This is a genomic window from Photorhabdus sp. CRCIA-P01 (genome assembly GCF_003545805.1).
Classification (GTDB): domain Bacteria; phylum Pseudomonadota; class Gammaproteobacteria; order Enterobacterales; family Enterobacteriaceae; genus Photorhabdus; species Photorhabdus antumapuensis.
Map to the genome: position 1 here is coordinate 1 of NZ_NMQR01000039.1, position 21,774 is coordinate 21,774.

At 41.5% G+C, this 21,774-nt stretch carries 30 protein-coding genes; 26 read left to right on the forward strand and 4 right to left on the reverse strand.

Annotated features, from left to right (window positions below; all coding sequences use genetic code 11):
• The 6 genes from D3222_RS18530 to D3222_RS18560 all read left to right on the forward strand — a co-directional run.
• Positions 1-2,931, forward strand: a 2,931-nt coding sequence (locus tag D3222_RS18530) for a hemagglutinin repeat-containing protein (RefSeq protein WP_157975363.1), incomplete at its 5' end; no start/stop codon positions are given.
• Positions 2,915-3,334, forward strand: a complete 420-nt coding sequence (locus D3222_RS18540; RefSeq protein WP_118987474.1) for an Imm63 family immunity protein — start codon at positions 2,915-2,917, stop codon at positions 3,332-3,334. The genes D3222_RS18530 and D3222_RS18540, both read left to right, overlap by 17 nt.
• Positions 3,321-3,965 carry a hypothetical protein gene (locus tag D3222_RS18545; protein WP_232832583.1) on the forward strand — a complete coding sequence of 215 codons (645 nt, stop codon included), beginning with the start codon at positions 3,321-3,323 and terminating at the stop codon, positions 3,963-3,965. Before D3222_RS18540 ends, D3222_RS18545 begins: the two co-directional genes overlap by 14 nt.
• On the forward strand, positions 3,962-4,201 hold the full coding sequence (locus D3222_RS18550) for an immunity protein (protein WP_118987475.1): 240 nt from the start codon (positions 3,962-3,964) through the stop codon (positions 4,199-4,201). Before D3222_RS18545 ends, D3222_RS18550 begins: the two co-directional genes overlap by 4 nt.
• 38 nt (positions 4,202-4,239) lie before the next feature.
• Positions 4,240-5,139: a hypothetical protein gene (locus tag D3222_RS26155; protein WP_232832588.1), complete on the forward strand. Its 900-nt coding sequence runs from the start codon at positions 4,240-4,242 to the stop codon at positions 5,137-5,139.
• Positions 5,140-5,153: 14 nt separating this feature from the next.
• A complete protein-coding gene (locus D3222_RS18560) occupies positions 5,154-5,501 on the forward strand; it encodes an immunity 8 family protein (protein WP_011147859.1) in 348 nt (115 codons plus the stop codon).
• A 52-nt stretch (positions 5,502-5,553) separates the two neighbouring features.
• On the opposite strand, the gene D3222_RS26815 is transcribed toward D3222_RS18560, so the two are convergent.
• Complete coding sequence (locus D3222_RS26815) at positions 5,554-5,634, reverse strand: hypothetical protein (protein WP_099125155.1); 81 nt, start codon at positions 5,632-5,634, stop codon at positions 5,554-5,556.
• Between the two features lie 124 nt (positions 5,635-5,758).
• Between D3222_RS26815 and D3222_RS18570 the strand changes: the two genes are divergently transcribed.
• From D3222_RS18570 to imm45, 4 genes are read left to right on the forward strand one after another with little or no spacing between them, the layout of a single operon-like run.
• Positions 5,759-6,307 carry a TNT domain-containing protein gene (locus tag D3222_RS18570; protein ID WP_339367470.1) on the forward strand — a complete coding sequence of 183 codons (549 nt, stop codon included), beginning with the start codon at positions 5,759-5,761 and terminating at the stop codon, positions 6,305-6,307.
• A complete protein-coding gene (locus D3222_RS18575; protein ID WP_049584389.1) occupies positions 6,304-6,636 on the forward strand; it encodes a hypothetical protein in 333 nt (110 codons plus the stop codon). Before D3222_RS18570 ends, D3222_RS18575 begins: the two co-directional genes overlap by 4 nt.
• Before the next feature lie 36 nt (positions 6,637-6,672).
• The gene (locus tag D3222_RS26160; protein ID WP_232832584.1) at positions 6,673-7,494 is read left to right on the forward strand and encodes a hemolysin BL-binding protein; all 822 of its coding nucleotides are present in this window, start codon (positions 6,673-6,675) and stop codon (positions 7,492-7,494) included.
• A 1-nt stretch (position 7,495) separates the two neighbouring features.
• Positions 7,496-7,834, forward strand: coding sequence for an Imm45 family immunity protein (gene imm45, locus D3222_RS18585; protein ID WP_074524868.1), 339 nt, complete (start codon positions 7,496-7,498; stop codon positions 7,832-7,834).
• 68 nt (positions 7,835-7,902) lie between these two features.
• Here imm45 and D3222_RS18590 read toward each other — a convergent pair whose 3' ends face one another.
• Entirely contained in the window at positions 7,903-8,097 is a 195-nt protein-coding gene (locus tag D3222_RS18590; protein ID WP_118987477.1) for a SymE family type I addiction module toxin, read from the reverse strand.
• A gap of 81 nt (positions 8,098-8,178) precedes the next feature.
• Between D3222_RS18590 and D3222_RS26165 the strand changes: the two genes are divergently transcribed.
• From D3222_RS26165 to D3222_RS18640, 10 genes are all read left to right on the forward strand, one after another.
• Positions 8,179-8,892 carry a DUF769 domain-containing protein gene (locus D3222_RS26165; protein WP_232832585.1) on the forward strand — a complete coding sequence of 238 codons (714 nt, stop codon included), beginning with the start codon at positions 8,179-8,181 and terminating at the stop codon, positions 8,890-8,892.
• 5 nt (positions 8,893-8,897) lie between these two features.
• Positions 8,898-9,248: a DUF596 domain-containing protein gene (locus D3222_RS18600; RefSeq protein WP_118987478.1), complete on the forward strand. Its 351-nt coding sequence runs from the start codon at positions 8,898-8,900 to the stop codon at positions 9,246-9,248.
• Entirely contained in the window at positions 9,235-9,498 is a 264-nt protein-coding gene (locus D3222_RS26170; RefSeq protein ID WP_232832586.1) for a hypothetical protein, read from the forward strand. Before D3222_RS18600 ends, D3222_RS26170 begins: the two co-directional genes overlap by 14 nt.
• Before the next feature lie 53 nt (positions 9,499-9,551).
• Positions 9,552-9,905 (forward strand): hypothetical protein, encoded by a 354-nt coding sequence (locus D3222_RS26175; RefSeq protein ID WP_232832587.1) that lies wholly within the window; start codon positions 9,552-9,554, stop codon positions 9,903-9,905.
• Positions 9,892-10,158: a hypothetical protein gene (locus D3222_RS18610; protein WP_157975364.1), complete on the forward strand. Its 267-nt coding sequence runs from the start codon at positions 9,892-9,894 to the stop codon at positions 10,156-10,158. Before D3222_RS26175 ends, D3222_RS18610 begins: the two co-directional genes overlap by 14 nt.
• A 28-nt stretch (positions 10,159-10,186) precedes the next feature.
• Positions 10,187-10,750, forward strand: a complete 564-nt coding sequence (locus D3222_RS18615) for a hypothetical protein (RefSeq protein WP_118987480.1) — start codon at positions 10,187-10,189, stop codon at positions 10,748-10,750.
• Positions 10,740-10,982 (forward strand): hypothetical protein, encoded by a 243-nt coding sequence (locus D3222_RS18620; RefSeq protein WP_118987481.1) that lies wholly within the window; start codon positions 10,740-10,742, stop codon positions 10,980-10,982. The genes D3222_RS18615 and D3222_RS18620 overlap by 11 nt, the downstream gene beginning before the upstream one ends.
• Before the next feature lie 62 nt (positions 10,983-11,044).
• Positions 11,045-11,242: a polymorphic toxin type 25 domain-containing protein gene (locus D3222_RS18625; RefSeq protein WP_112879549.1), complete on the forward strand. Its 198-nt coding sequence runs from the start codon at positions 11,045-11,047 to the stop codon at positions 11,240-11,242.
• A 2-nt stretch (positions 11,243-11,244) separates the two neighbouring features.
• Entirely contained in the window at positions 11,245-11,691 is a 447-nt protein-coding gene (locus D3222_RS18630; protein ID WP_118987482.1) for a hypothetical protein, read from the forward strand.
• 518 nt (positions 11,692-12,209) lie between these two features.
• Positions 12,210-12,701, forward strand: coding sequence for a DUF2569 domain-containing protein (locus D3222_RS18640; RefSeq protein WP_157975365.1), 492 nt, complete (start codon positions 12,210-12,212; stop codon positions 12,699-12,701).
• A 233-nt stretch (positions 12,702-12,934) separates the two neighbouring features.
• Here the strand turns inward: D3222_RS18640 and ilvC are convergent, their stop codons facing one another.
• Positions 12,935-14,413: a ketol-acid reductoisomerase gene (gene ilvC / locus D3222_RS18645; RefSeq protein ID WP_118987484.1), complete on the reverse strand. Its 1,479-nt coding sequence runs from the start codon at positions 14,411-14,413 to the stop codon at positions 12,935-12,937.
• Positions 14,414-14,603: 190 nt separating this feature from the next.
• On the opposite strand from ilvC, the gene ilvY reads away from it, so the two are divergent.
• Entirely contained in the window at positions 14,604-15,485 is an 882-nt protein-coding gene (ilvY, locus tag D3222_RS18650) for an HTH-type transcriptional activator IlvY (RefSeq protein ID WP_118987485.1), read from the forward strand.
• A 581-nt stretch (positions 15,486-16,066) separates the two neighbouring features.
• Positions 16,067-16,921, forward strand: a complete 855-nt coding sequence (locus D3222_RS18655) for an AraC family transcriptional regulator (RefSeq protein WP_118987486.1) — start codon at positions 16,067-16,069, stop codon at positions 16,919-16,921.
• 219 nt (positions 16,922-17,140) lie between these two features.
• Here D3222_RS18655 and D3222_RS18660 read toward each other — a convergent pair whose 3' ends face one another.
• On the reverse strand, positions 17,141-18,226 hold the full coding sequence (locus D3222_RS18660; protein WP_118987487.1) for a flavin-containing monooxygenase: 1,086 nt from the start codon (positions 18,224-18,226) through the stop codon (positions 17,141-17,143).
• A gap of 391 nt (positions 18,227-18,617) precedes the next feature.
• On the opposite strand from D3222_RS18660, the gene D3222_RS18665 reads away from it, so the two are divergent.
• The 4 genes from D3222_RS18665 (at position 18,618) to D3222_RS18680 (ending at position 21,708) form a co-directional block, all read left to right on the forward strand.
• Positions 18,618-19,796, forward strand: coding sequence for a LuxE/PaaK family acyltransferase (locus D3222_RS18665; RefSeq protein WP_118987488.1), 1,179 nt, complete (start codon positions 18,618-18,620; stop codon positions 19,794-19,796).
• A gap of 16 nt (positions 19,797-19,812) precedes the next feature.
• Complete coding sequence (locus D3222_RS18670) at positions 19,813-20,169, forward strand: iron-sulfur cluster assembly scaffold protein (protein ID WP_118987489.1); 357 nt, start codon at positions 19,813-19,815, stop codon at positions 20,167-20,169.
• Entirely contained in the window at positions 20,166-21,356 is a 1,191-nt protein-coding gene (locus tag D3222_RS18675; RefSeq protein WP_118987490.1) for a cysteine desulfurase family protein, read from the forward strand. The genes D3222_RS18670 and D3222_RS18675 overlap by 4 nt, the downstream gene beginning before the upstream one ends.
• Positions 21,357-21,471: 115 nt before the next feature.
• Entirely contained in the window at positions 21,472-21,708 is a 237-nt protein-coding gene (locus D3222_RS18680) for an acyl carrier protein (RefSeq protein WP_118987491.1), read from the forward strand.
• The last annotated feature ends 66 nt before the right edge of the window (positions 21,709-21,774 follow it).

Here is a 21,774-nt window from a genome sequence, read left to right on the forward strand (position 1 = left end):
AACGTGACGCTCAACGCGGGAGAACAACTCCGGGTTCACGGCAGTGAAGTGATTGCCGGTAAAGACCTGACGCTGACCGGTCAACAGGTCACGGTCACCAGTGCGGAAAACCGCAATAACACCACAACAAAAACCGAACAAAAACAAAGCGGCCTGACGGTAGCGCTGAGCGGCGCCGCAGGAGGTGCTATCAACAGCGCCGTGCAAACGGCCCATGAAGCGCAACAGACTGCCGACCCGCGCCTGAAAGCGTTGCAAAATACCAAAGCCGCGCTGAGCGGGGTACAGGCGACTCAAGCCGCCCGACTGGCGGAAGCTCAGGGCAGTGACAGCAGCAGCAATAACAACCTGGCCGGGGTTAGCCTGTCCTACGGTCGTCAGTCTTCCCGTTCAGAACAGCAGTCCCGTCAGACCACCCAACAGGGCAGCCATCTCACTGCCGGGGATAATCTCACGATAACGGCTCACGGTGACGATAAAGGGACATCAGGTCTGAACGGCGATATCCGCGTTCAGGGCAGCCAGTTACAGGCGGGTAAAGACCTGCAACTCAATGCCAGTCGGGATATTGCGCTCTTGTCCAGCCAGAACACCGAACAGACCACCGGCAAAAACAGCAGCCACGGCAGCTCGCTGGGCGTGGGCCTGACCGCCGGCCCCGGAGGCACCGGTCTGAATGTTTCGGCTAATGTCAGTCGGGGCAACGGCCGTGAAAACGGCAATGGTGTCAGCCACAATAACACCACGTTAGACGCAGGACAGACCATTACCCTCAACAGTGGCCGGGATACCACCCTGAAAGGGGCACAAGTCAGCGGTGAACAGATTACTGCCGACGTGAAACGTCATCTGACACTCAGCAGTGAACAAGACAGCCAGCGCTATGACAGCCGACAACAGAATGCCAGCATGGGCGTCAGTGCCACCGTAGGCCCGCTCACCAACGGTACAGCAAGCCTCAATGCCAGCCGCAACAAACTACACAGCAACTATGACAGCGTGCAGGAGCAGACCGGGTTGTTTGCCGGTAAAGGCGGCTATCAGGTTAACGTCGGCGACCATACCCAACTGGACGGTGCGGTGATAGCGAGTCAAGCTGACAAAGCCAAAAACACCCTCAACACCGGGACACTGGGCTTTAAAGATATTCAAAATAAAGCGGACTTTACTGTCGAACAGCAGAGTGCGGGTGTCAGCCTTGGTCAACCAACCGCCGGGCAGGTCCTCAATAATCTGGCGGTCAATGCGCTGACAGGCTCAAATAATCAGGGCCATGACAGCAGTACCACGCATGCCGCGGTCAGTGACGGCAACCTGATTATCCGGGACAAAGCGCACCAGACGCAGGATACCGCGAACTTAAGTCGCGATACCGATAACGCCGCCAATGTCTTGAGTCCGATATTTGATAAGGAGAAAGAACAACAGCGGCTGAAACAGGCGCAACTGATTGGCGAACTCAGCGCCCAGATGACCGAGATAGCCGGGACGGAAGGGAAAATTATCGCCACCCAAGCGGCGAAAGCGAAACTGGACCATATCAGTGAACAGGATAAAGCCGATGCCAGAGAAAAGTTGATCAACGCAGGCAATAAACATCCGACTTCGGCGGATATCAGTAAACAAATTTATGACACGGCTTACACTCAGGCACTGAATGACTCCGGCCTGGGAACCGGCGGTAAATACCAGAAAGCCTTGCAGGCGGCTACGGCAGCGATTCAGGGCCTGGCGGGGAACAATCTCGGTCAGGCGCTGGCCGGCGGTGCTTCGCCGTATCTGGCTGGCGTGATTAAAGAACTGACTACTGACCCGCAAACCCATCAGGTGGATATCGCCACCAATACGCTGGCCCATGCGATTTTAGGCGCGGTGGCGGCGGAAGTGAGCGGTAACAATGCCTTGTCAGGAGCAGCGGGTGCCGCGTCCGGTGAACTGGCGGCTCAAGTCCTGATAAAACAGCTTTACGGCGACAAGGCTAAAGTCAGTGAGTTAACGGAGGAGCAGAAACAAACTGTCAGCACCCTTTCTACTCTGGCAGCCGGGCTGGCCGGCGGCATTGCCGGTGATTCCAGCGCCAGCGCGCTCACTGGGGCACAGGCTGGGAAGAATTCGGTGGACAATAATGCCCTTAGCATGGGAAATCTGTTTGGTTCCGAAGGTGCTAAACATTTTGAAGGCGCGGGTTCACTGGCTCAAAAAATGGTCCAGTCTGGGGCAACACCCGAAGAAATAAACGCAGCCTTAACTCACTACTTGAAAGGACAAGTCCCCGATGGTCAGGACCCGGCAAAAGGCTTGATTATTGCGTGGGGTAACTTTTTTGGTGTTCCGTTGGATGTCGTGTTATCAAATGAGCAGATGACGCCACAGAAAGCGGCGGAAATTGTTGCCGGTGGGATACCCAACAGTGAAGCGAAACTGATACAGTTTGCGGCAGCAAAAATGTATTTGTCCTTGAGTAAATATCAAGAAGTATCATCTGGCTCGGAAAAAACATCAAGAAACTTTAATAAAGATAGTGCTATAACAGATAATGAATCGGGGGGGTATTCATCCTATGATAAATTTAGAAAATCTAATACTGAATGGAATTGGCCACCTAAATTAGGATTTGCTGAACCTCCGAAAGAAGATGTTTTAGCTGTAGGTACTAGACTGGATAGATATGGTAGTGCAAACGGCTCATTTTTATCTCCTAAAGGAGTTCCTTATGAAAATCGAGCATTGTCTCCAGGCTCTAAAGCAGGAAAATACCATGAATATGAAGTAATTAAACCACTTCCGGTACTGCAAGGTAAAATTGCGCCTGCGTTTGATCAGCCCGGAGGAGGAATTCAGATATTGCCGAATCTCCCTGAGAGAGTGAATGTTGATTGGCTTATAAAAAATGGATATGTAAAGGAAGTAAAGAATGCTAACCATAAATGAAATACAAGAAAAAGTGTGGTCTTTAGGTGCTAAGATTAATGCACCTAAATCAATATTGATAATTTATTCAGAGCCTGTTAGTGATGGTTCTGCATATATAATTATTGATAATAATCAATACCATATTATTTACTCTGAAAGGGGATATGAAATATTTAGGCAAACAACTGAGGATTCAAATGAGCTTCTATATTGGATAATGGAAAATGTAGCTAGCCAAATGGCATCTGAATATGAATTAAAAAACAGGAATGATGAAAGTAAAGATTTTCGTAGGGCTTATTTTGAAAAGGAGCTGGAAATATTAGGTGTATTAGATAAAAAGTGGGTATTAAGAGCCAAGAAAAAAATTGAAGAGATATTAGAAAGATCACCATACATAGACAATAGTGACGGACAATAATGCACTGAGTTTACCAAAAGGGATGGCGGATTACGGTCGATCAGCATCAAGTCTGGCTACCGCTATGTCAAATAAAGGTCAATCCCCTCAAGAGATTTCGGTAGCATTGTCAAAACATGCCAAAGGCGATCACCCGGAAGGGCAAGACCCGGTAAGAGGATTGTTGGTCGCTTGGGGTGCAGGAATGTCCACGGTAGCGGCACCGTTATTGCTGCCATCGGGAGCAACAGTAGGAAGTATTCTTGCTGGAGGTGTAATTAGTGGAACGGCCAACATTAGTAATCAGCTTACAAATGGTCCTGTGAATATTACTGATGCACTGATAGCCACAGGAACGGGAGCGGTAACGCAGGGCAAAGGGTTTTGGTTTACAGAAGTGGCGAGTATAACTGGTGCCTATGTCGGAGCGAAATTGCAGGGTAAAGATCCCGTTGCACCAGTAGCAGGTGCAGCGGTTGGTAATGTTGTAGGTACTGTTGGAGGGAAAGTAATCGACGTTGGAAATAAATATTTCCCTATAGTATCGGATAAGACGGTAAGTATTATAGGAGCTACGGGTGGTGCTATAGCCAGTGAAGTTACAAGTAGTAAAGTTGAGGATAAGCTGGATAAATCAGGAGGAGCGAAATGATAACTCATTTAAAGTCATTACTGATTCTTCTATTATCCTGCACAATTATTATGATTATGGTGGTCTTGTCAGGATGCTTGTGTGCTGCGATTTTAGTTTATTTGAAAAATGAAACATTCGTCTTTAGTTGGCATGATGATGTTGTTTTTTCAGTAAAAAAAGGGGTAGTGACAGGTATACCCACTGGAATAGGAATCTGGGTCTTATCTCGTTTGAAAGGAAATCATGAGAATTAAGAACCACCATCTGATCGATGACCGGACTAACCTTGGCTATTTACAAGGGTTTTTACATTGTTGTTATTGAGAATAATCATTTAAGCGTCAATGACCTGGATCGCTTTGCGCACCAAGCCCGCACCTGTGACGGCGAGAGCTGCAAACAAGTGATCAAGGATATGGTGGAGACCAATATCCGTAATCAGCAGGAAATGATGAACTTCTGCAACAGCAACCCGAGCCAGTGCGCGCAGAAGTATGGTTATCTGGTTGATCAGTGGCCGGTGTTTGAGCGTACCCTCAAAAATATGGACCGGGATGGCACATTGCCGGTTGAGTTCAGAAATTACCTGTCGGCAGTGAATACGTTAGGTCAGGCGGCCACAGGCAAGGTAGGTGAACTCGGCTGGACAAAACGCTTTGAAGCGATGGGTATGAGTCAAGAGACTGCCGCTGCAATGGCGATGACGCTGCCTATTGTGATGGAGGGAGCCAAAGGGCCGAAGTCGTCACCAAAATCATCGCAAAATAATGCCGGCAAAGATGCTCAGCCTGAGTTAACAGGGAAAAACACAAGTGGTGCGGAAAATGCGGCAACTTATCCGAAGTTAAAAGAAGACTTGGTGCAACGAAACCTCAGTCATATTGCTTCGCAAGATCCAAGGTTGGCGGCTGTAGTTAAAGGTGATAATGGTAAGCTCAATTATGGCATTGGCACTGGAACTCGAACAGAAGCGGATAGATTAGGCAAAATCTGGGTAGGAGATGGAGCCAAGAAGACTACCGGAAATGGCTGGGTTAGTGCGGATGGTACGAGAGGTTATAGGCCGCCATCAGAGAAACCTAATAGTGCCCATGCCACTACTGGTGTGCAAGCCAATTTTGAAACTTATTCTATTGATTCTAAAGGAAAAACAAATAAGACTGGAAACGGTCATTTAAATATTCTGGATTAAAAGAGGATGCATTAGTGAAAGCAGTACTAAAAGGCATAGATTGTATGCATAAAGATCCAGTCATGTACTCCGGTGAAGATGACGGAACTATTAATATAACCTTATCCCTATTAATCGGGCCAGAGTTGGAAAGTGGGAGTGAATATTTTGATCTTTTTATCTGTACACCTGAATGGCTGTGTAATCATCATTGGCAGCCGGAATTGATACGTCATACGCTTCTGGTACGTGAGTATAATTTGGATGAAATTAAAAAGACCATTACAAACTATATCGATCAGTGCGAGGGGCAAGATTGGATGGAGATAGCGCAAAAGCTATCTCGTGTCTTTGCCTGGGAATATGAGGATTATCAACCTTAACCTGTTGTTATCCAAAGGGTCCAGCTAAAAAACTGGACTCTTCCTTTAGCCGTCAGTCATTCTCAGCCAGTTGAATGATTAACTGCCCGGCTTCGCTGGTAATAGTGATCGGCTTCCCTGTGGTAAAGCCCAACGCAGCCTTAACTCACTACTTGAAAGGACAAGTCCCCGATGGTCAGGACCCGGCAAAAGGCTTGATTATTGCGTGGGGTAACTTTTTTGGTGTTCCGTTGGATGTCGTGTTATCAAATGAGCAGATGACGCCACAGAAAGCGGCGGAAATTGTTGCCGGTGGGATACCCAACAGTGAAGCGAAACTGATACAGTTTGCGGCAGCAAAAGCGTATCTGTCTTTGAGTAAATATGTTACAAAAGAGCCTTCAACACAACTTCCCAATCGTATTGCAGAAAAGAATACGCTTGCTGTGGATGAAGAGGCTGCCGGATGGTCTCAATATGGTAAATATCGAAATGAAAAAGGGGACTGGAACTGGCCCCCAAATAATGGCGCTATTTCAGGAAGTGTTTCACAAACAACCATCCCAAAAGGAACTATCCTCGATAGATTTGGATCTGAAAAAGGATATTTTGTATCACCTTCAGGAGTTCCTTATTCCGAGCGTTCGTTAGCTCCAGGAACAGCAGCATATCCGCCTGTTAAGTATGAAGTTATAAAACCTATCCCAGCAGAAAAAGGGACTATTGCTCCTGCATTTGGAGAGCCTGGTGGCGGTGTTCAATATAAATTGAATGATACGATAGAAGAATTGATCAAGAACAAATATATCAAGAAGGTTGAACAATGAGATTAGAACGTGATTTGGCTGAAAATATTTTGGCAAAAGTTGTTAATATGAAATTACCTCTTGATGAAATATTTCATGAAATAAATAGGTTACTCTCTGAGCATGGAGTGATGGATGATGTCTATGCTCTTAATCAACCAGATATAGATGACAAATATTGCTTGCATTTAGAGGAAGGTCTCTGGGTAGCGTATTATTCAGAAAGAGGAGGAAGACATGGGCTATGCATTTTCTGTAATTACCATGACGCAGTTAGATATTTTATCTGGAATTTATTACGTAATATTTTGCCTGATATACAGTGGGAAAAAATAAATATTTATGGATAGTCTTTGAGCTAGAAACTTATCCACCTTGCAATTCATGTGGACAATAATCACTTAAGCGTTGACCAGAATCATTCGAGGAGCGAGGAACTGGTCAACTGTCAGGGAGATAGTAGTTGCCGTACGACTGTCAGGGATAAATATCGGCAGGAATATGACCGGGTTCAGGAGCGGATAGCAACGTGTTCAGGGGCTGACCAGTGCGTTGCGGTTGCCAAAGAATTGCGGGCATTACAGGGTGATTACAGTGCCCGGATGAGCGAAATTCAGGAAAAAGCCAGAATGCAGGGGCTGGATTCCCTCACACCGGCAGAAGTGCGGGAATGGGCTGATTTACGGGGTGCGATGTCGAATATTGATGCCTCCCGCAATTTGGTGCTCCATCGTGCCCAAGTCACCGGCGGCTCAGAAGAAACCACCCAGGAAATCGTGAAGATTATGGGGCAGACGGGAATTGCTGCGTCTGCCGGAGTGGCCGGAGGGATTAGTAAGGCTGGAGTTAAAGGGACAAAAGTAAATAATGGAAATACGGATAAGCTTCCAAATGGACAACAGGTCAACCATTTTGAAGAAAGTATACATAATCTCCGTCCCGGAGAGCGAGTGGCACAAATTAAGCAAATGGTGACATTAGTTGTTTCATCAAATGGAATGACCAAAGATAATAGGTTAACTAAATTGAATAATAGAGATGTTTATAGAGGAAATGATGGATATCTCTATGCTGTAGATACACAGCATGGCCGTTTCGAGAAAGTACATCCCAAAACAGGTAAGCATCAAGGTGAAGTGGATATGGGAATGAAAGCCATAGCTAACAGTATTGATAAGTCAGGCGGGCATGATTTAAAGGTTAAATAGTATGAAAAATATGACAAAGTTAATAGATATTAAGACTTCTACCTTAAGAAGCGGGAATGTTTTCCGTGTGCCGGGACAATGGCCTTATGAAGAGTTTGTCGATTTTATGGTAGTTGATTTATCAAGTAGTGAGCGTCCTTATGGATTAATTGTTACTTCTGGACATAAGGCAGGTTTGATGTTGGTAAAATTCCCGGCAGAATGTAGTTTGAATGAGATAAGAGGATTAAGTACTCAATGGGTTATAGATAATTGGGCGGAATGGATTTATCCAGAATGTAATGTAGAAGATGTTCATGTACTTGAAAGATATTTAATCACACCTGAGACTAAATATTAGTTTTTTTGATTTTAGGAACATCCCTTGTATTGATCCCAGCCAAGGCGCTGGGATTTTCTCTTTAACCCTCAGTTGTTCTCAACGAGCCGGATAATCGATTGCCCCCATTCAATGGTTACTTGTACTGCCTGCCCGGTGGCAAAGCCCGCTTCTTCCAGCCAGTTGTCTTTAAGGTGCAGGCTGACGAGGGCACGGCGGGAAAAACGGGCCTTCGGGGGCGAAAAGCGCGTCAGGGAGTTTTGGGTTCGTCGGTGAACGGACATTGGAAAAAATGGGTTGTAACTGACTGATAGAATTAGGAAAATTGACGTTCGTCGGTGAAGTTCGCACTGGAGTGAGTTGTTGTGGACAATAATGCCCTAGCTGTGCCAATGCCACCGCCACCGATAGCGGGTTCAAACACGGGTGAAGCCGTGAACGAAGCCAATCAGACGATAGCCTCAGCTTTGGACAAAAAGCTGAAAGAGATGGGAAAGGCTGTAGATAAGGCAACTCAATGTTCCTTTGGCCGGGTATGTTCGTCAGATTATGTGGATGATGAAAACCAACCCAATATATCAAAGGATCTGACAGATTCAGAGAAAGCCGAACTTGGTGGTTTTGGAACCGGAACCCCAGGAGGTTGGGGACCTGAAGATGAACATAGGACCAGAAATGGGGAGCTGATCAAGCATCAGCAACAAGATCGATTCAATGAGTTGACAAAAGTATACGATAAGAGCCATCCAGCACAAGATCTGGTCATTGATGGTCAGACTATCCGCCAGGGAGAAGGGGCTAGTCGATATGGCACAACAAAAATTTTCGAGAGCCAAAAGCTTACAGATAAGCAAATTTATAACTATGCTCAACAATTAGCAGGAGATACTCCACTCAAGCAGGTTAGGTCTGGGATTTATACTGCGAAATTGGGTGACGGTACTACTGTTACTTTACGAAATGTGTCGTCGTCAGAAGTACAAACAAGTGCCAGGTGGACTGTTGATATAAGAGGAAATTCACAATTGTCTGATATTGCGCATAAATATGGGCGACAGGTGGAAATAAAATTTAGGTGATAAATATGTTAACTAAAGAAGAATATGAAGAAACAGCAGCAGCAGCAGAGCTACAAGCTTTAAATGGATTATGGGCCTATAGTATCCCTGATCATATAGACATCAGGGAATTCAGTTTTGAAGATAGAAAAAAGCTCTTTTTCTGGTTGTTCGAACATCTTTTAAAAGAAAGGCGCATAAAACTTGCTAAACATGGTCAGTTCCTTGAAGGTACTGTGGATGAACAGATAGAACGTTTCCGTCAGGCATTTCCAAAAACGGAAACTGAGATGGAGGACGGTATTTGGTTTTTTGATGAAGCTTGCCCAGGAGGTGCTGTTTGGGTATTAGAAGACGGTTCCTTTGAATGGACTTGATATTGAGAATAATGCACTGAGTTTGCCAAAAGGGATGGCGGATTACGGTCGGTCAGCATCAAGTCTGGCTACCGCTATGTCAAATAAAGGTCAATCCTCTCAAGAGATTTCAGCGGCATTGTCAAAACATGCCAAAGGCGATCACCCGGAAGGACAAGATCCGGCAAGAGGATTGTTAATCGCTTGGGGTGCAGGTGCTTCTGCTGTAGGAGGGACTATATTGCCCCTATTGCTGGGGCTGCGGCAGTAATTGGTGGCGGCATTTTAGGAGGAGCAACAGATGCCACCAAACAGCTTTTAACGTTGAAGCCAGGAGAAAATTATAGTGCAACAGATACACTGATAGCGGTAGGAACAGGCGCATTAACTCAAGGTAAAGGAACACTATTTAGCACTCTTGTTAATACAGGAGGCGCTTATTTAGGAAGTAAAGTTAAAGGAGAAGATCCTACAACCTCAATGTTAGGTAATGCAGTTGGTACTGTCATTGGTAATAAAGTGGGGGGTAAGTTTACCAATGCAATGCTTTCTCGTGGTCATTCCCCTCTTAAATCCGAAGTTGTTGGTACAGTTTTTGGCAGTGGTATTGGCTCTGTTACTGATTATTCTATTGAAGGGACAATCAAAAATGTGGGAAAAAATGATGAAAAAAAATAAGAAGGTCTTTGATATTAAATTACTTATTTATCTTGTGTGTGGTTTGACCATCACTGGAGTTTTAATATGTATGCTGGGGATTCCTTTAGGAATAATTTTAGCTTTTATTAAAACTGGTAATATTATAATTGAATTGAACTCCATTATAGATTTTGCAAAATATGCAATTAAAGTTGGAGGAGGGATAGGATTTGTTTTGGGTCTTGGTTTATGGCTTTTTGGAGTAATAGAAGCAATAGTAAAAAATAACTGACAATAATGCACTGAGTTTGCCAAAAGGGATGGCGGATTACGGTCGATCGGCAGCATTGTCAAAACATGCCAAAGGTGATCACCCGGAAGGACAAGATCCGGTAAGAGGATTGTTGGTCGCTTGGGGTGCAGGTGCTTCTGTTGTGGGAGGAACTATAGTTGCTCCTGTTGCTGGGGCTGCGGCAGTAATTGGTGGCGGTATTTTAGGAGGAGTAACAGATGACACCAAACAGCTTTTAACATTAAACCAGGAGAACACTATAGTGCCAGATACACTAATAGCGGTAGGAACAGGCGCATTAACTCAAGGTAAAGGAACACTATTTAGCACTCTTGTTAATACAGGAGGCGCTTATTTAGGAAGTAAAGTTAAAGGAGAAGATCCTACAACCCCAATGTTAGGTAATGCAGTTGGTACTGTCATTGGTAATAAAGTGGGGGGTAAGTTTACCAATGCAATGCTTTCTAAAGGTTATTCTAATAAAGCTTCCGAGGTTGGTGGGACAATTATCGGAAATTATGCTGGAACTGCAACAGATTACATTGCAGAAGAAGGAGCAAAGAAAACACAAGGAAGAAAAAATGGACAATAAAAGGGGCATTATTTTTAGACTAAAACAATTTATCTATCTAGTATTGGGGTGGGGAATGATTTTTTCAGTATGTTGTATGATTAGTATTCCTTTAACGTACCTTATTATCTTTTTTAAAGAAGGGTATTTTCTTTTAGATATTCAACCAGCTATTAATGGATTAAAATTCAGTATAAAAGTAGGCGGTAGTGGTGGGGCAATATTTGGATTTTTTATTTATTTATTTATTTAGTCTAATACAAGAATTTTGCAAGAAAATTCCTTCATTAAACAAAAACAAGGAGGAGAAATAAAATGTCTATTGTGGAAAATAATGCTCTTGGCGATGGTTCATTTGGAATATCAGCAGGAAAAGATGGAATAGGTGTATCACTTGGTGTAGGGCCTTCAATTGGCTGGGGTGGTATTTCAAGGGAAACTCCATTAGGTGAAACAGACATGAATGGCAAAGTTGGCACTGAAATATATAAACATGAGTTTAAGGATAAATGAGCATGATTGTATATATTCCGTTTATTTTGATGGTTTTGAGTCTGTTGGGGTTTCTTGCCTGCTTCATCTATTTTGGCTTGAGCAGAAAAGTTTCACTAAGAAGTGTAAAATCTCCATTGCTATTTTTTGATTTTTGTTTTTTTAATAAAAACAAACTTGCTAATTTTTCCATGATGATATTATTTATTGTTTATATATCTGGAATTTGGTTTGAATTTATTAAAAATGGAAGCTTAATTTTCTTTACTGGCTATTTTATTGGAGTATTTGCAATTCTTGTTTTTTTTATTCATTGCAGATTTTTCTCAAAAAGAAAATTTGCACATAGAAATAATATTGAATTCATAAAAGAGTTTATTTTTGAAATGGAAATAAGTCTTCAAAATACATTATTATGGTTATCTAGATTATTTTATATTGTTTGGCTTTATCTGTTTTTTTCGTTGTAGAGAATAATACACTAGCGAGTGTACTGGCAGCGGAAGCGAATAAAAAAGGTACGGTTGAGAAATGGTAACAGGATAAGCAGACTGAAATCGAGAAAGCCTGTAGCAGTAATACGCCACTCTCTTGCCAGATAATGGGCTGTGGAAGGGAGTGGACTGGAGCATTAACGGCCAATTCCGGTCTGTGGGCACAATATTCTGGAATACAGCCAGTGGGACTGGCTCAAACTCTGTAAAATGTGAGGTTCAAAGAATGATCGAGTAAAATTTTTCTTTATTAAAAACATCATATGGATATTAGTTATATTTTTATGAATCTAACTATTTCTTTATTATCAGATGGTTGTCTTGGTTTTTTATAGATGGAATATTTATTTTTTCACTTGAAGAGATAAATAATGTTATTAAAAATAGGGGTATTTTTTGGACTAATAAGTTATCGGTTTATATACCATCACCTGTATGATTTACGTAAATTAATAATCAATCTTTTGATTGAAGTTACTATTTGGAGAAATTTTATGAAGTGTATTAAATGTGAAAACCCAGCATTAAGTGAATCAGACTTTTGTGCAGCATGCGAAGAGAAAGAACTGAGTGGAATTGGTGGATTTCTCTATTTCCCGGCAATAAATATTATTTTTACAATATTCAGCGCTTTATTTAGTTCATATAAAACAATGACAATCTTGATCTCTGGTTATGATTTTCTAGGTGAATTACGTATCCTTATAGGATTTGAGTTTATTTGTTTTATGATTATTTTTGCAATTGCACTTTATACATCTATTCTTTTCTTTAGAAAAAAGAAAAAGACACCTTTATTTTACATTATTCTTTTAGTTTTCACTTCATTATTTGTAATCACTGATTTAGCATTGGCTCATTATGTATATGAAATAAAACTGGATTATAATTATCTTTTCTTGCTTTTTAGAACTATGCTTTATGCATGTATATGGGTACCTTATTTTATTATATCTATTCGAGTTAAAAGAACATTTATAAAGTAATGATCAAAATTAAATTATTTTGCAAACAATATTCAATAAGAGTAGGTAGATTTTTTGTAACTAATATTTATTCAAAGAATATGAAGTCAAAATTATCCCGGTCTTGTGAATTTCCCCTAAAAATTAGACAATTTAAATCACGCGGGCATCAAGGTCTTAACCCTGTATTTTGAACGAGATTTATCTATGTCTGAGAGGGAGAATTCCTCCCTCTTTACTCAATTCAACTTTAATCAACCACCAACAGCAATGCGTTTCATATCTGTCATATAGCCACGTAACACACGGCCAACGACTTCAATTGGGTGGTTACGAATAGCTTCGTTAACATCACGTAATTGGGCGTTATAAATACCACTATCGGCAACAGACTTACCTAAATCACCAGCCTGTAGTACATCCATAAACTTCTCTTTCAGCAGTGGAACCGCAGCATGAGAGAACAGATAGTTACCATATTCAGCGGTATCGGAAATAACCACGTTCATTTCATACAGGCGCTTACGAGAGATAGTATTCGCAATCAGCGGTAATTCATGCAGCGATTCATAATAGGCAGACTCAGCAATAATACCGGTATCAACCATAATTTCGAATGCCAATTCAACCCCGGCTTTCACCATGGCAACCATTAAAACGCCGTGATCAAAATATTCCTGTTCACTGATTTTGCCGCCATATTCAGGTGAATTCTCAAACGGAGTGTTGCCAGTTTCTTCACGCCAACCTAGCAGTTTCTTGTCGTCATTGGCCCAGTCAGCCATCATCCCGGAGGAAAATTCACCCGAAATGATATCATCCATATGTTTCTGGAACAGCGGCGTCATCATTTCTTTCAACTGCTCAGACAGCGCATACGCCCGCAGTTTTGCCGGGTTAGACAGGCGATCCATCATCAGGGTGATGCCACCTTGCTTCAGTGCTTCTGTGATAGTTTCCCAACCAAACTGGATCAACTTTCCTGCATAACCTGGTTCAACGCCATCTGCCACCAGTTTGTCATAACACAGCAGTGAACCAGCCTGTAACATACCACACAGAATAGTTTGCTCACCCATCAGGTCAGATTTCACTTCAGCCACGAAAGAAGATTCCAGAACACCGGCACGATGCGCTCCCGTTGCCGCTGCCCACGCCTTAGCGATTGCCATACCTTCACCTTTCGGATCATTTTCTGGGTGAACCGCGATCAAAGTAGGCACACCAAAACCCCGTTTGTATTCTTCACGCACTTCCGTACCAGGACACTTAGGCGCTACCATCACCACAGTGATGTCTTTACGGATTTGTTCACCTACTTCAACAATATTTAAGCCGTGAGAATAACCCAATCCAGCGCCTTCTTTCATCAACGGTTGAACCGCGCGAACAACAGAAGAGTGTTGTTTATCTGGCGTCAGGTTAATCACCAAATCAGCCTGCGGTATTAACTCTTCATATGTACCAACTTGAAAACCATTTTCCGTTGCTTTACGCCATGAAGCGCGTTTTTCTTCAATAGCCTCTTTACGCAGGGCATAAGCGATATCCAGACCGGAGTCACGCATATTCAGGCCCTGATTCAGCCCCTGCGCTCCGCAACCGACGATAACCACTTTTTTGCCTTTTAAATATCCTGTCTCATCAACAAACTCTTCGCGCGCCATAAAACGACACTTACCTAATTGCGCCAACTGCTGACGCAAATTCAGCGTATTAAAATAATTAGCCATTAGTGACTCCGTTATCATGTTGTGCTCAGCAATGAAGTGCTGCGACTATTTTTTAGATTTCCCCACCCTGTGAGGCGTTTATATATTTTCAATATATGACATGAAAGCCATTGCTTAAATTGATATATTAACAATACTACATTGCATTTTATGCAATACAAATTCTCGGGCAAAAAAAGGAGAATGGGCTATGGATATACGTGATCTCAAACTGTTTTTACATCTGGCTGAAAGCTGTCATTTTGGCCACACAGCAAAAGCAATGCATGTCAGCCCATCCACATTATCCCGCCAAATTCAACGTATTGAAGATATTTTGGGGCATCCATTATTTTTACGGGATAATCGCACCGTAAAACTGACCTTTGCCGGCGAACAATTTAAACAATTCGCTCAACAGACGCTGTTACAATATCAGCAACTAAAACACTCATTGAACCAGCAAAGCCCATCTTTAAGTGGAGAATTACGCCTGTTTTGTTCAGTCACCGCAGCCTACAGTCACTTACCACAGATCCTAGACCGTTTTCGTGCAGAACATCCTATGGTTGAAATCAAACTCACCACGGGTGATGCCGCAGATGCTGTCAATAAGGTACAGTCTGATGATGCCGATTTAGGCATCGCCGGTAAGCCGGAAAAACTACCAGATAATGTCAGCTTCACCAAAATCGGTGAAGTCCCACTGGTACTGATCGCACCTTCCCTTCCCTGTACTGTACGTACGCTTGTAATACAAGAGTACCCTGACTGGAATAGCATTCCTTTTATTTTGCCGGAACATGGCCCTTCACGTAAGCGCATTGAGTTCTGGTTCCGCCATCATAAAATTACTAATCCATCGATTTACGCTACCGTGTCCGGTCATGAAGCCATTGTTTCTATGGTTGCATTGGGTTGTGGAGTGGCATTAATTCCCAATGTTGTTGTAGAAAATAGTCCTGAACCGGTACGCAGTCGCATATCTTTATTGGACAATATTTCTCTAGTAGAGCCGTTTGAGTTGGGTATGTGCGTACAGAGAAAACGGCTTAATGAACCCTTAATTAAAGCATTTTGGGGATTATTATAACAAACTTCGTTAACAAGTCTGTTTATTCATTACAAGCCTGATGCAACCTATTTTCGGTATTATGCCAACATACTTATAATTTATGTGGCCTAATTCACAAAGAGCATAAAAATATAACCATATTGTTCTCATGATAATATGTTTAATATAAGTTATAACCAATCAAAATAATTATATGAAAATATTGGCTCCTCATTAAATTTTTGGTCATTAATTATGTCACTAAAGAAAATACTTTTAATTATATCAAGTAGATAATAGCCATTTAACGTTGAACAATTCAGATATTGTTAAGATTGGCTAAAACTGAATATTCCACCAGCGACAAACAGAGTGGAAAATAATTTTCCATGGCATGCCATGTCATAACGATATTTCCCAATAGTGAAATTATTTTCCCCTAGATACCATAGGAGGTAACCTCACAATAATTATTTAATAGTATTGCGATGATATAGTAACTAATAATAATCATTTAACCAGTTAATATAATTTAATTAAAAAATAACACCAAGGATTTATAATAATTATATAAAACAATTAGTTCAAATACACACAACAATTTAATAAAGGACACCATCATGTTACACAAAATAGACAAATCACCGTATTTTATTAAATTCTACAAATTCCATCTACAAGATCTCGTTTTCTCTTATAATATGCAAACAGAATGGCATCATCATCCTTGTATCCAATTAAGTGTATCATCACATAATTCACTCATGAGGATTGATACCGAAAATAAATCAAGACAAGCACACGGATTCATTATTTCTTCTAATATTAAACATAAATTACACTCGGAAGGGCAACTCTGCTTTAATTTACTGATAGACCTAGCCAACCCGCTATGTCATTTATTACTACATCAGATGAGAGGCTCAGATATAATATATTTAAATCAAGAATCATCTAGTTTGATAGCAAATTACTTTATTAATTGTTTACAGTCAGAAACCTCTCCAGATATTTTCATCTTAAATAACCTTTTAGGTAAAATAGAAGATTGCCATTGTTATCAGGATAAACGAATCATGAAAGCAGCCTCTCTTATTACTGAATTACCGGTTAAATGTATCTCTTCTCGTGAAATATCAAATCAACTCTATTTATCCGAAAGTCGATTCTTACATCTCTTTAGAGAAAAAATGGGAACTAATTTCCGCAGTTATCTATTATGGAAACGTCTGCATCATGCTATTGATGAGATACATTCATCAGATTCACTGACTTTATTAGCTTGTAATAGCGGATTTTCCGATGGTGCACACTTCAGTCGTACCTGTATGACGCTATATGGATTAAGGCCCTCTGAATTAAAACATGCCAGTAAGAACAGAATTCAACAAGCACAACAAAAATATTTCAATTTATCATCAACATTAACAGGTCTAAATTTTACAAAGCAAAATATCTATGTTATGAATAAATAGTATTTTTGATAAATCATCTAAAATAAATAAATTCTATTCATAGTTGTCATTATCAAAGCCAGTACGTTAGCGATTCTGTATCATTCTATTCCTAATATTATATAATTTTAGCAATGATACAGAATTCAGGATAACACCATAGCAATACCACCCAATAATTCATGAATCCACAACAAATAGAATATACAGAGTGGAATATCACTATCCTGTATTAATTATTCATTTTAATGATACATGCTCTTTCAGGTAATTTTCTACCCATTTAGCGACACGACAAGTGTCCTTATAAGCCCCTAATATCAGTTCTGAACCACGGCTACTCAACCATTTCCGCCCAACGATAAATAACCCAGGATAAGGGGTTTTCCCGCCTTCTTCATGCCCATTTTTACAAACGAATCCGTTGGCATCCGCAGCACCAGGAAGAGTTAACCACGCCGTATCATCTTTATACCCCAAACACCAGATAACCGTATCTACCTCATATTGATTGCCAGACAAATCACATAATTTATTATCTTTTATATCAACTAACCTATTCGCTATTTTTATACCCCAAGCGGCTAACCGATGGTTTTTCAGCTCTCCACAAGGGATGGGATTACGCCGCCGCATGATTTTCCCTACCAGACTGTAATAATTGGCAAATAACAGACCACTTTTACTTAACCACCAAAAGATATCTTTGCCCAGTATTCTATTAGGTAAGAGAGGACGGGAAGAACCGCAAAATAACGTCACCTTCGTCGTTGCTGCCAAATCTCTGGCAATCTGCCGGCCACTCGCACCATCACCAACGACAGCAACTCGGCTGCCCGCTTTAATTTGCTTAGGTTCCCGATATTGATCTGCTGCAATTTGTTGTATATCGGTAGAAAGCTGTTCAGTGAGCACCGGAATATCAACTAATTGATTAGCCCCTGCTGCATTAACCAAACAAGGCGCATGAAATACTTTTCCATCTTTTGTTTTAACACGATAGCCATCTGTATCATGCTTCACCTCAACCACTTCGGTTTGAGTATGTATCGCAAGGTTATGATGTGAAGCATAGCTCTCAAGGTAATTAGCAACCTCATTTTTATCTGGATAGCCTTCTTTTATTCCAGGAAACGGTAAGCCATGAAGTTGAGTCATACCGCGTGAAGTGAATAATAGCATATTATCTGGTCGCCTGCGCCACACATCACCAATGCGCGCCTCCCGCTCTAATATACAAACGTTAATATTCTTAGCCGCTAGCATGGCGGCTAAACTTAATCCAGCTTGACCAGCACCTACAATTAAGCAATCCATCTTCATCATGCATACTCATTTTTTAATTTGGTATTTATCTGTATTTTTTTATCATTATCGAGATCTTAGGACAATGAAAAAGTTTACAAAAGAACATTCAATAGATCAAAAAACAACGAACTTCACAAAAATATAAAAGACAATTAAGAAATTTACTTGAATTAACTGGTCATATTATCACTAAAGTGAATATTTTGAATAAATCAGCTATTTTTAGCATAATTTTAACAATATTGATAAATCCATATAATGATCAAAGTAATAATATAGCCAATTTATTCAATAAAAATAAATTATTAATGACTATCCTTTTTTCCTACGTAACTTATGCTTCATTGCTATAACTTATAATAAGCAAAGATTAATTTATCTACTCTTTACCCTACCGGAGATGAAAAAAATGGAAAATATCAAAAATATATATGACGGTATGAAATCTCGTGGCGGTAATCCGCTGAAGTGGTTAATAGCCGATGTCGACCTGCTCTATAAGCTGTCTAAAGAAGAGCAACAAGAGCTAAAAACCTGTTTGCTTAAGGACGCTTTTAATTTCCATTATCATAATAACCCTTACTATAAAGATATTTGTGAAAAACAAGGCATTAAGCCAGAAGATATCCAGAATTATAATGATTTAGTTCGCATCCCACTGATCCCCGTTGCAACTTATAAATCAGCCGAAAGTCACCGTTTATTAAGCAAGCCATTATCTGAAATCGAACATGAAATGCGCTCAACGGGTACCAGTGGAATTCCTAGCGTTTATCGTCGTTGCCACGATACGATGGATCATACAGTATTGGCTGTCTATTCTAATTATCGCAGTATGTTCAAAGTATCTGGCGGTGCCGGCCTATGTTTATGCCCGTCAACAGAAGATATTCCAGAAATGGCGCTGGTTAAAATCTTTAATTTCCTGACAGGTTTGTTAGATACTCGACGCTATATGATTAATCAGGACCATTTTTCTCCAGAAGAGGCACTGAATCAATTAATCCAGTGGAAAGGTAAGTTCACTCGTCATTTAATTGGTCCTCCATTCATGATCCATCGTTTTATCACGTTCCTAAAAGAGAATAATACCAAGCTCACTTTAGATCGCGACAGCATGGTAATTACTATGGGCGGTTGGAAACGTTTTACCGGGGATATGATCTCCCGCAGCGAATTGAATGCAGATATCGAAGAATGGATGGGCATTCCAGCTTCCCGGACACGTGATATGTATGGTCTGGTTGAAGCAAACCTTCTTGCCATCGAAGATGAATATAACCATAAGCATGTTCCTCCTTATATTCATTTCTCCGTCCGTGATCCTAATGATTTAACACGTGAGCTACCTGATGGTGAAACCGGACAATTAGTGATCCTAGATCCACTCTCCGTTTCCACTCCCGGCATGTTATTGACAGAAGATTTGGTCTACTTGCGCACCGATCCTAATAAATCCTGGCGTAATTCTCAGCGAGTTCAGTTTGTTATGCGTACCGCCGCTGCTAAAGAGTTTGGTTGCTGTGCAGTCAACCTTGAGAGAAAAATGTCAGACGATGAAGATACTTCAGCGACACCCGCTGTATAAATAGCAAGGTGGAATTATGTTTAATAACATCATTATTGACAATTTTTGCAATCCTGACTGCCAGGGGACGTTATCCACCCCCACCATTAAACTGGTATTAGGTAACCCTGTATGCGGTGACAAGGTTGATATCGACCTGACACTGGATAACCAAGGGCGGGTAAATAATGCCTGTTTTCGTGCATGGGGATGTACCGCCTCCTTGGCAATGTCTAACCAATTTTGTCGCCATGCTAAAGGTAAGACTCTCGAAGAATTGAACGCATTATCGCCTGAGGGCATAGATGCATTATTAGGCGAGTTAGAACCCGCGCAGCAACACTGCCTTGATATGCTGCATAAGCTGTTTGAGCAGCTAAAGGGAAAAATATGACAAGCCTATACTTCGACTACAACGCCACAACACCGCTAAGTGTTAAAGCGCAGTTGGCGATTAAAGACGCAATGTCTATTTTTGCTAATCCGTCCAGCCACTACAGCTTAAGCGGCATGGCTAAAAAGTTGCTCACTGACGCTAGAAGATCGATGGCTGCATTGATGGGCACAGCCCCTGAGCAAATCCTGTTTACATCAGGGGGAACCGAAAGTAATAACCAGGCATTATCCAGCTTGTTAGCAACGCTTCCCGGTTCGGATCTGTCTGCATATCATGTTATTAGCTCTTCTATTGAGCACCCGTCTGTTCTAGCGCCGTTACTCTGGTACCAACAACGTGGGCTTCAACTGACGCTGATCGATCCTGATAATCAGGGGCGGATAAGTGTACAAAGCATCCGTGAAAACCTGCGGCCACAAACACGCCTGATCACATTGATGGCGATTAACAACGAAACCGGCGTGATACAGCCCTATGAAGCGGTCGCTTCTTTAGCAAAAGAGGCCAGTGTTTATCTGCATATTGATGCAGTACAGGCTATTGGTAAACTTCCTTTTAGCTGTGACACACTTTCTGGTGTAACGACCGTATCTTTCTCCGGCCATAAGTTTAACGGCCCGAAAGGTATTGGCGGGCTCTACCATGCACCAGGTATTCAATTAAATCCCTTGCTACATGGAGGAGGACAAGAACAAGGAGTACGCAGCGGCACTGAGAACACCTTAGGCATTGCAGGATTGGCGGCGGCAGCTCAAGAATCACTGAACGGATTGCAAAAACACTTCAATACTTACAAAACGCTCAGAGAAACCTTACTATTCCAGCTAGAGCAACATCATGTTAACTACCTGATTAATGGTAATACCAATCCAGCGTTTCAGTCACCTTGGACACTCAATTTAAGTTTCCCTGGTATTCGTGCTGAATCATTAGCTAGCCGGTTAGATTTACGTCACGGCATCTCTTTATCTTTAGGATCAGCCTGTAGCAATAACAAATCAACACAACGTTCTCACGTTCTGGCTGCTATGGGGTTACCCGATGATCGTATTGATAGTGCAGTACGCATTAGCTTCGGATATACCACAAGCCAAGATGATATTGAGATGCTGGCTAGCGCCATCAAACGAGAAACGTATGACTTACTTAAAATTTCAGGGAAATCTTTAATCACCCAGGAATAATAGCCAAACGACATTTAAAAGACGGTGTGACAGGAATAACGCATTTATTAATTGATACCTATATTCCCGCACCTAAGATCCGCCAATATTATTTAAACTTTTAGGGGACATTAATATGAAACTGTTTGAATTACTTCAATCTCAAATTACTGAATTAACTGATATCGAACCAGAAGATATTACTCTTGACACCCTGCTTGATGATATTCATCTGGTGAGTCTGGATTTTGTTTCTATTCAGGTTGCTTTAAAAAGAGAAATGGGAATTCAACTGAATTTCGATAAGTTCCAGCGAGATAACACGACGACAATCGGTGATTTCGTCAATTACCTCAGTGAATTAACAAAATAATCATTACCAATACACCTGGGTGTTAGCTGTCTATGACAATATCACAACGCAGCTAACATTCATTTT

Bases quoted from the DNA above. Each gene is read 5' to 3' on its own strand.
- D3222_RS18610 (WP_157975364.1), top strand. From the start codon at position 9,892: ATGAAAAAAAATAAGAAGGTCTTTGATATTAAATTACTTATTTATCTT.
- D3222_RS18615 (WP_118987480.1), top strand. From the start codon at position 10,187: ATGGCGGATTACGGTCGATCGGCAGCATTGTCAAAACATGCCAAAGGT.
- D3222_RS18600 (WP_118987478.1), top strand. From the start codon at position 8,898: ATGTTAACTAAAGAAGAATATGAAGAAACAGCAGCAGCAGCAGAGCTA.
- D3222_RS18570 (WP_339367470.1), top strand. From the start codon at position 5,759: ATGACGCCACAGAAAGCGGCGGAAATTGTTGCCGGTGGGATACCCAAC.
- D3222_RS18680 (WP_118987491.1), top strand. From the start codon at position 21,472: ATGAAACTGTTTGAATTACTTCAATCTCAAATTACTGAATTAACTGAT.
- D3222_RS18675 (WP_118987490.1), top strand. From the start codon at position 20,166: ATGACAAGCCTATACTTCGACTACAACGCCACAACACCGCTAAGTGTT.
- D3222_RS18660 (WP_118987487.1), bottom strand. From the start codon at position 18,226: ATGATGAAGATGGATTGCTTAATTGTAGGTGCTGGTCAAGCTGGATTA.
- D3222_RS18640 (WP_157975365.1), top strand. From the start codon at position 12,210: ATGAAGTGTATTAAATGTGAAAACCCAGCATTAAGTGAATCAGACTTT.
- D3222_RS18540 (WP_118987474.1), top strand. From the start codon at position 2,915: ATGCTAACCATAAATGAAATACAAGAAAAAGTGTGGTCTTTAGGTGCT.
- D3222_RS18550 (WP_118987475.1), top strand. From the start codon at position 3,962: ATGATAACTCATTTAAAGTCATTACTGATTCTTCTATTATCCTGCACA.
- D3222_RS18630 (WP_118987482.1), top strand. From the start codon at position 11,245: ATGATTGTATATATTCCGTTTATTTTGATGGTTTTGAGTCTGTTGGGG.
- D3222_RS18620 (WP_118987481.1), top strand. From the start codon at position 10,740: ATGGACAATAAAAGGGGCATTATTTTTAGACTAAAACAATTTATCTAT.
- D3222_RS18625 (WP_112879549.1), top strand. From the start codon at position 11,045: ATGTCTATTGTGGAAAATAATGCTCTTGGCGATGGTTCATTTGGAATA.
- D3222_RS18590 (WP_118987477.1), bottom strand. From the start codon at position 8,097: ATGTCCGTTCACCGACGAACCCAAAACTCCCTGACGCGCTTTTCGCCC.
- ilvC (WP_118987484.1), bottom strand. From the start codon at position 14,413: ATGGCTAATTATTTTAATACGCTGAATTTGCGTCAGCAGTTGGCGCAA.
- D3222_RS18670 (WP_118987489.1), top strand. From the start codon at position 19,813: ATGTTTAATAACATCATTATTGACAATTTTTGCAATCCTGACTGCCAG.
- imm45 (WP_074524868.1), top strand. From the start codon at position 7,496: ATGAAAAATATGACAAAGTTAATAGATATTAAGACTTCTACCTTAAGA.
- D3222_RS18665 (WP_118987488.1), top strand. From the start codon at position 18,618: ATGGAAAATATCAAAAATATATATGACGGTATGAAATCTCGTGGCGGT.
- ilvY (WP_118987485.1), top strand. From the start codon at position 14,604: ATGGATATACGTGATCTCAAACTGTTTTTACATCTGGCTGAAAGCTGT.
- D3222_RS18655 (WP_118987486.1), top strand. From the start codon at position 16,067: ATGTTACACAAAATAGACAAATCACCGTATTTTATTAAATTCTACAAA.
- D3222_RS18575 (WP_049584389.1), top strand. From the start codon at position 6,304: ATGAGATTAGAACGTGATTTGGCTGAAAATATTTTGGCAAAAGTTGTT.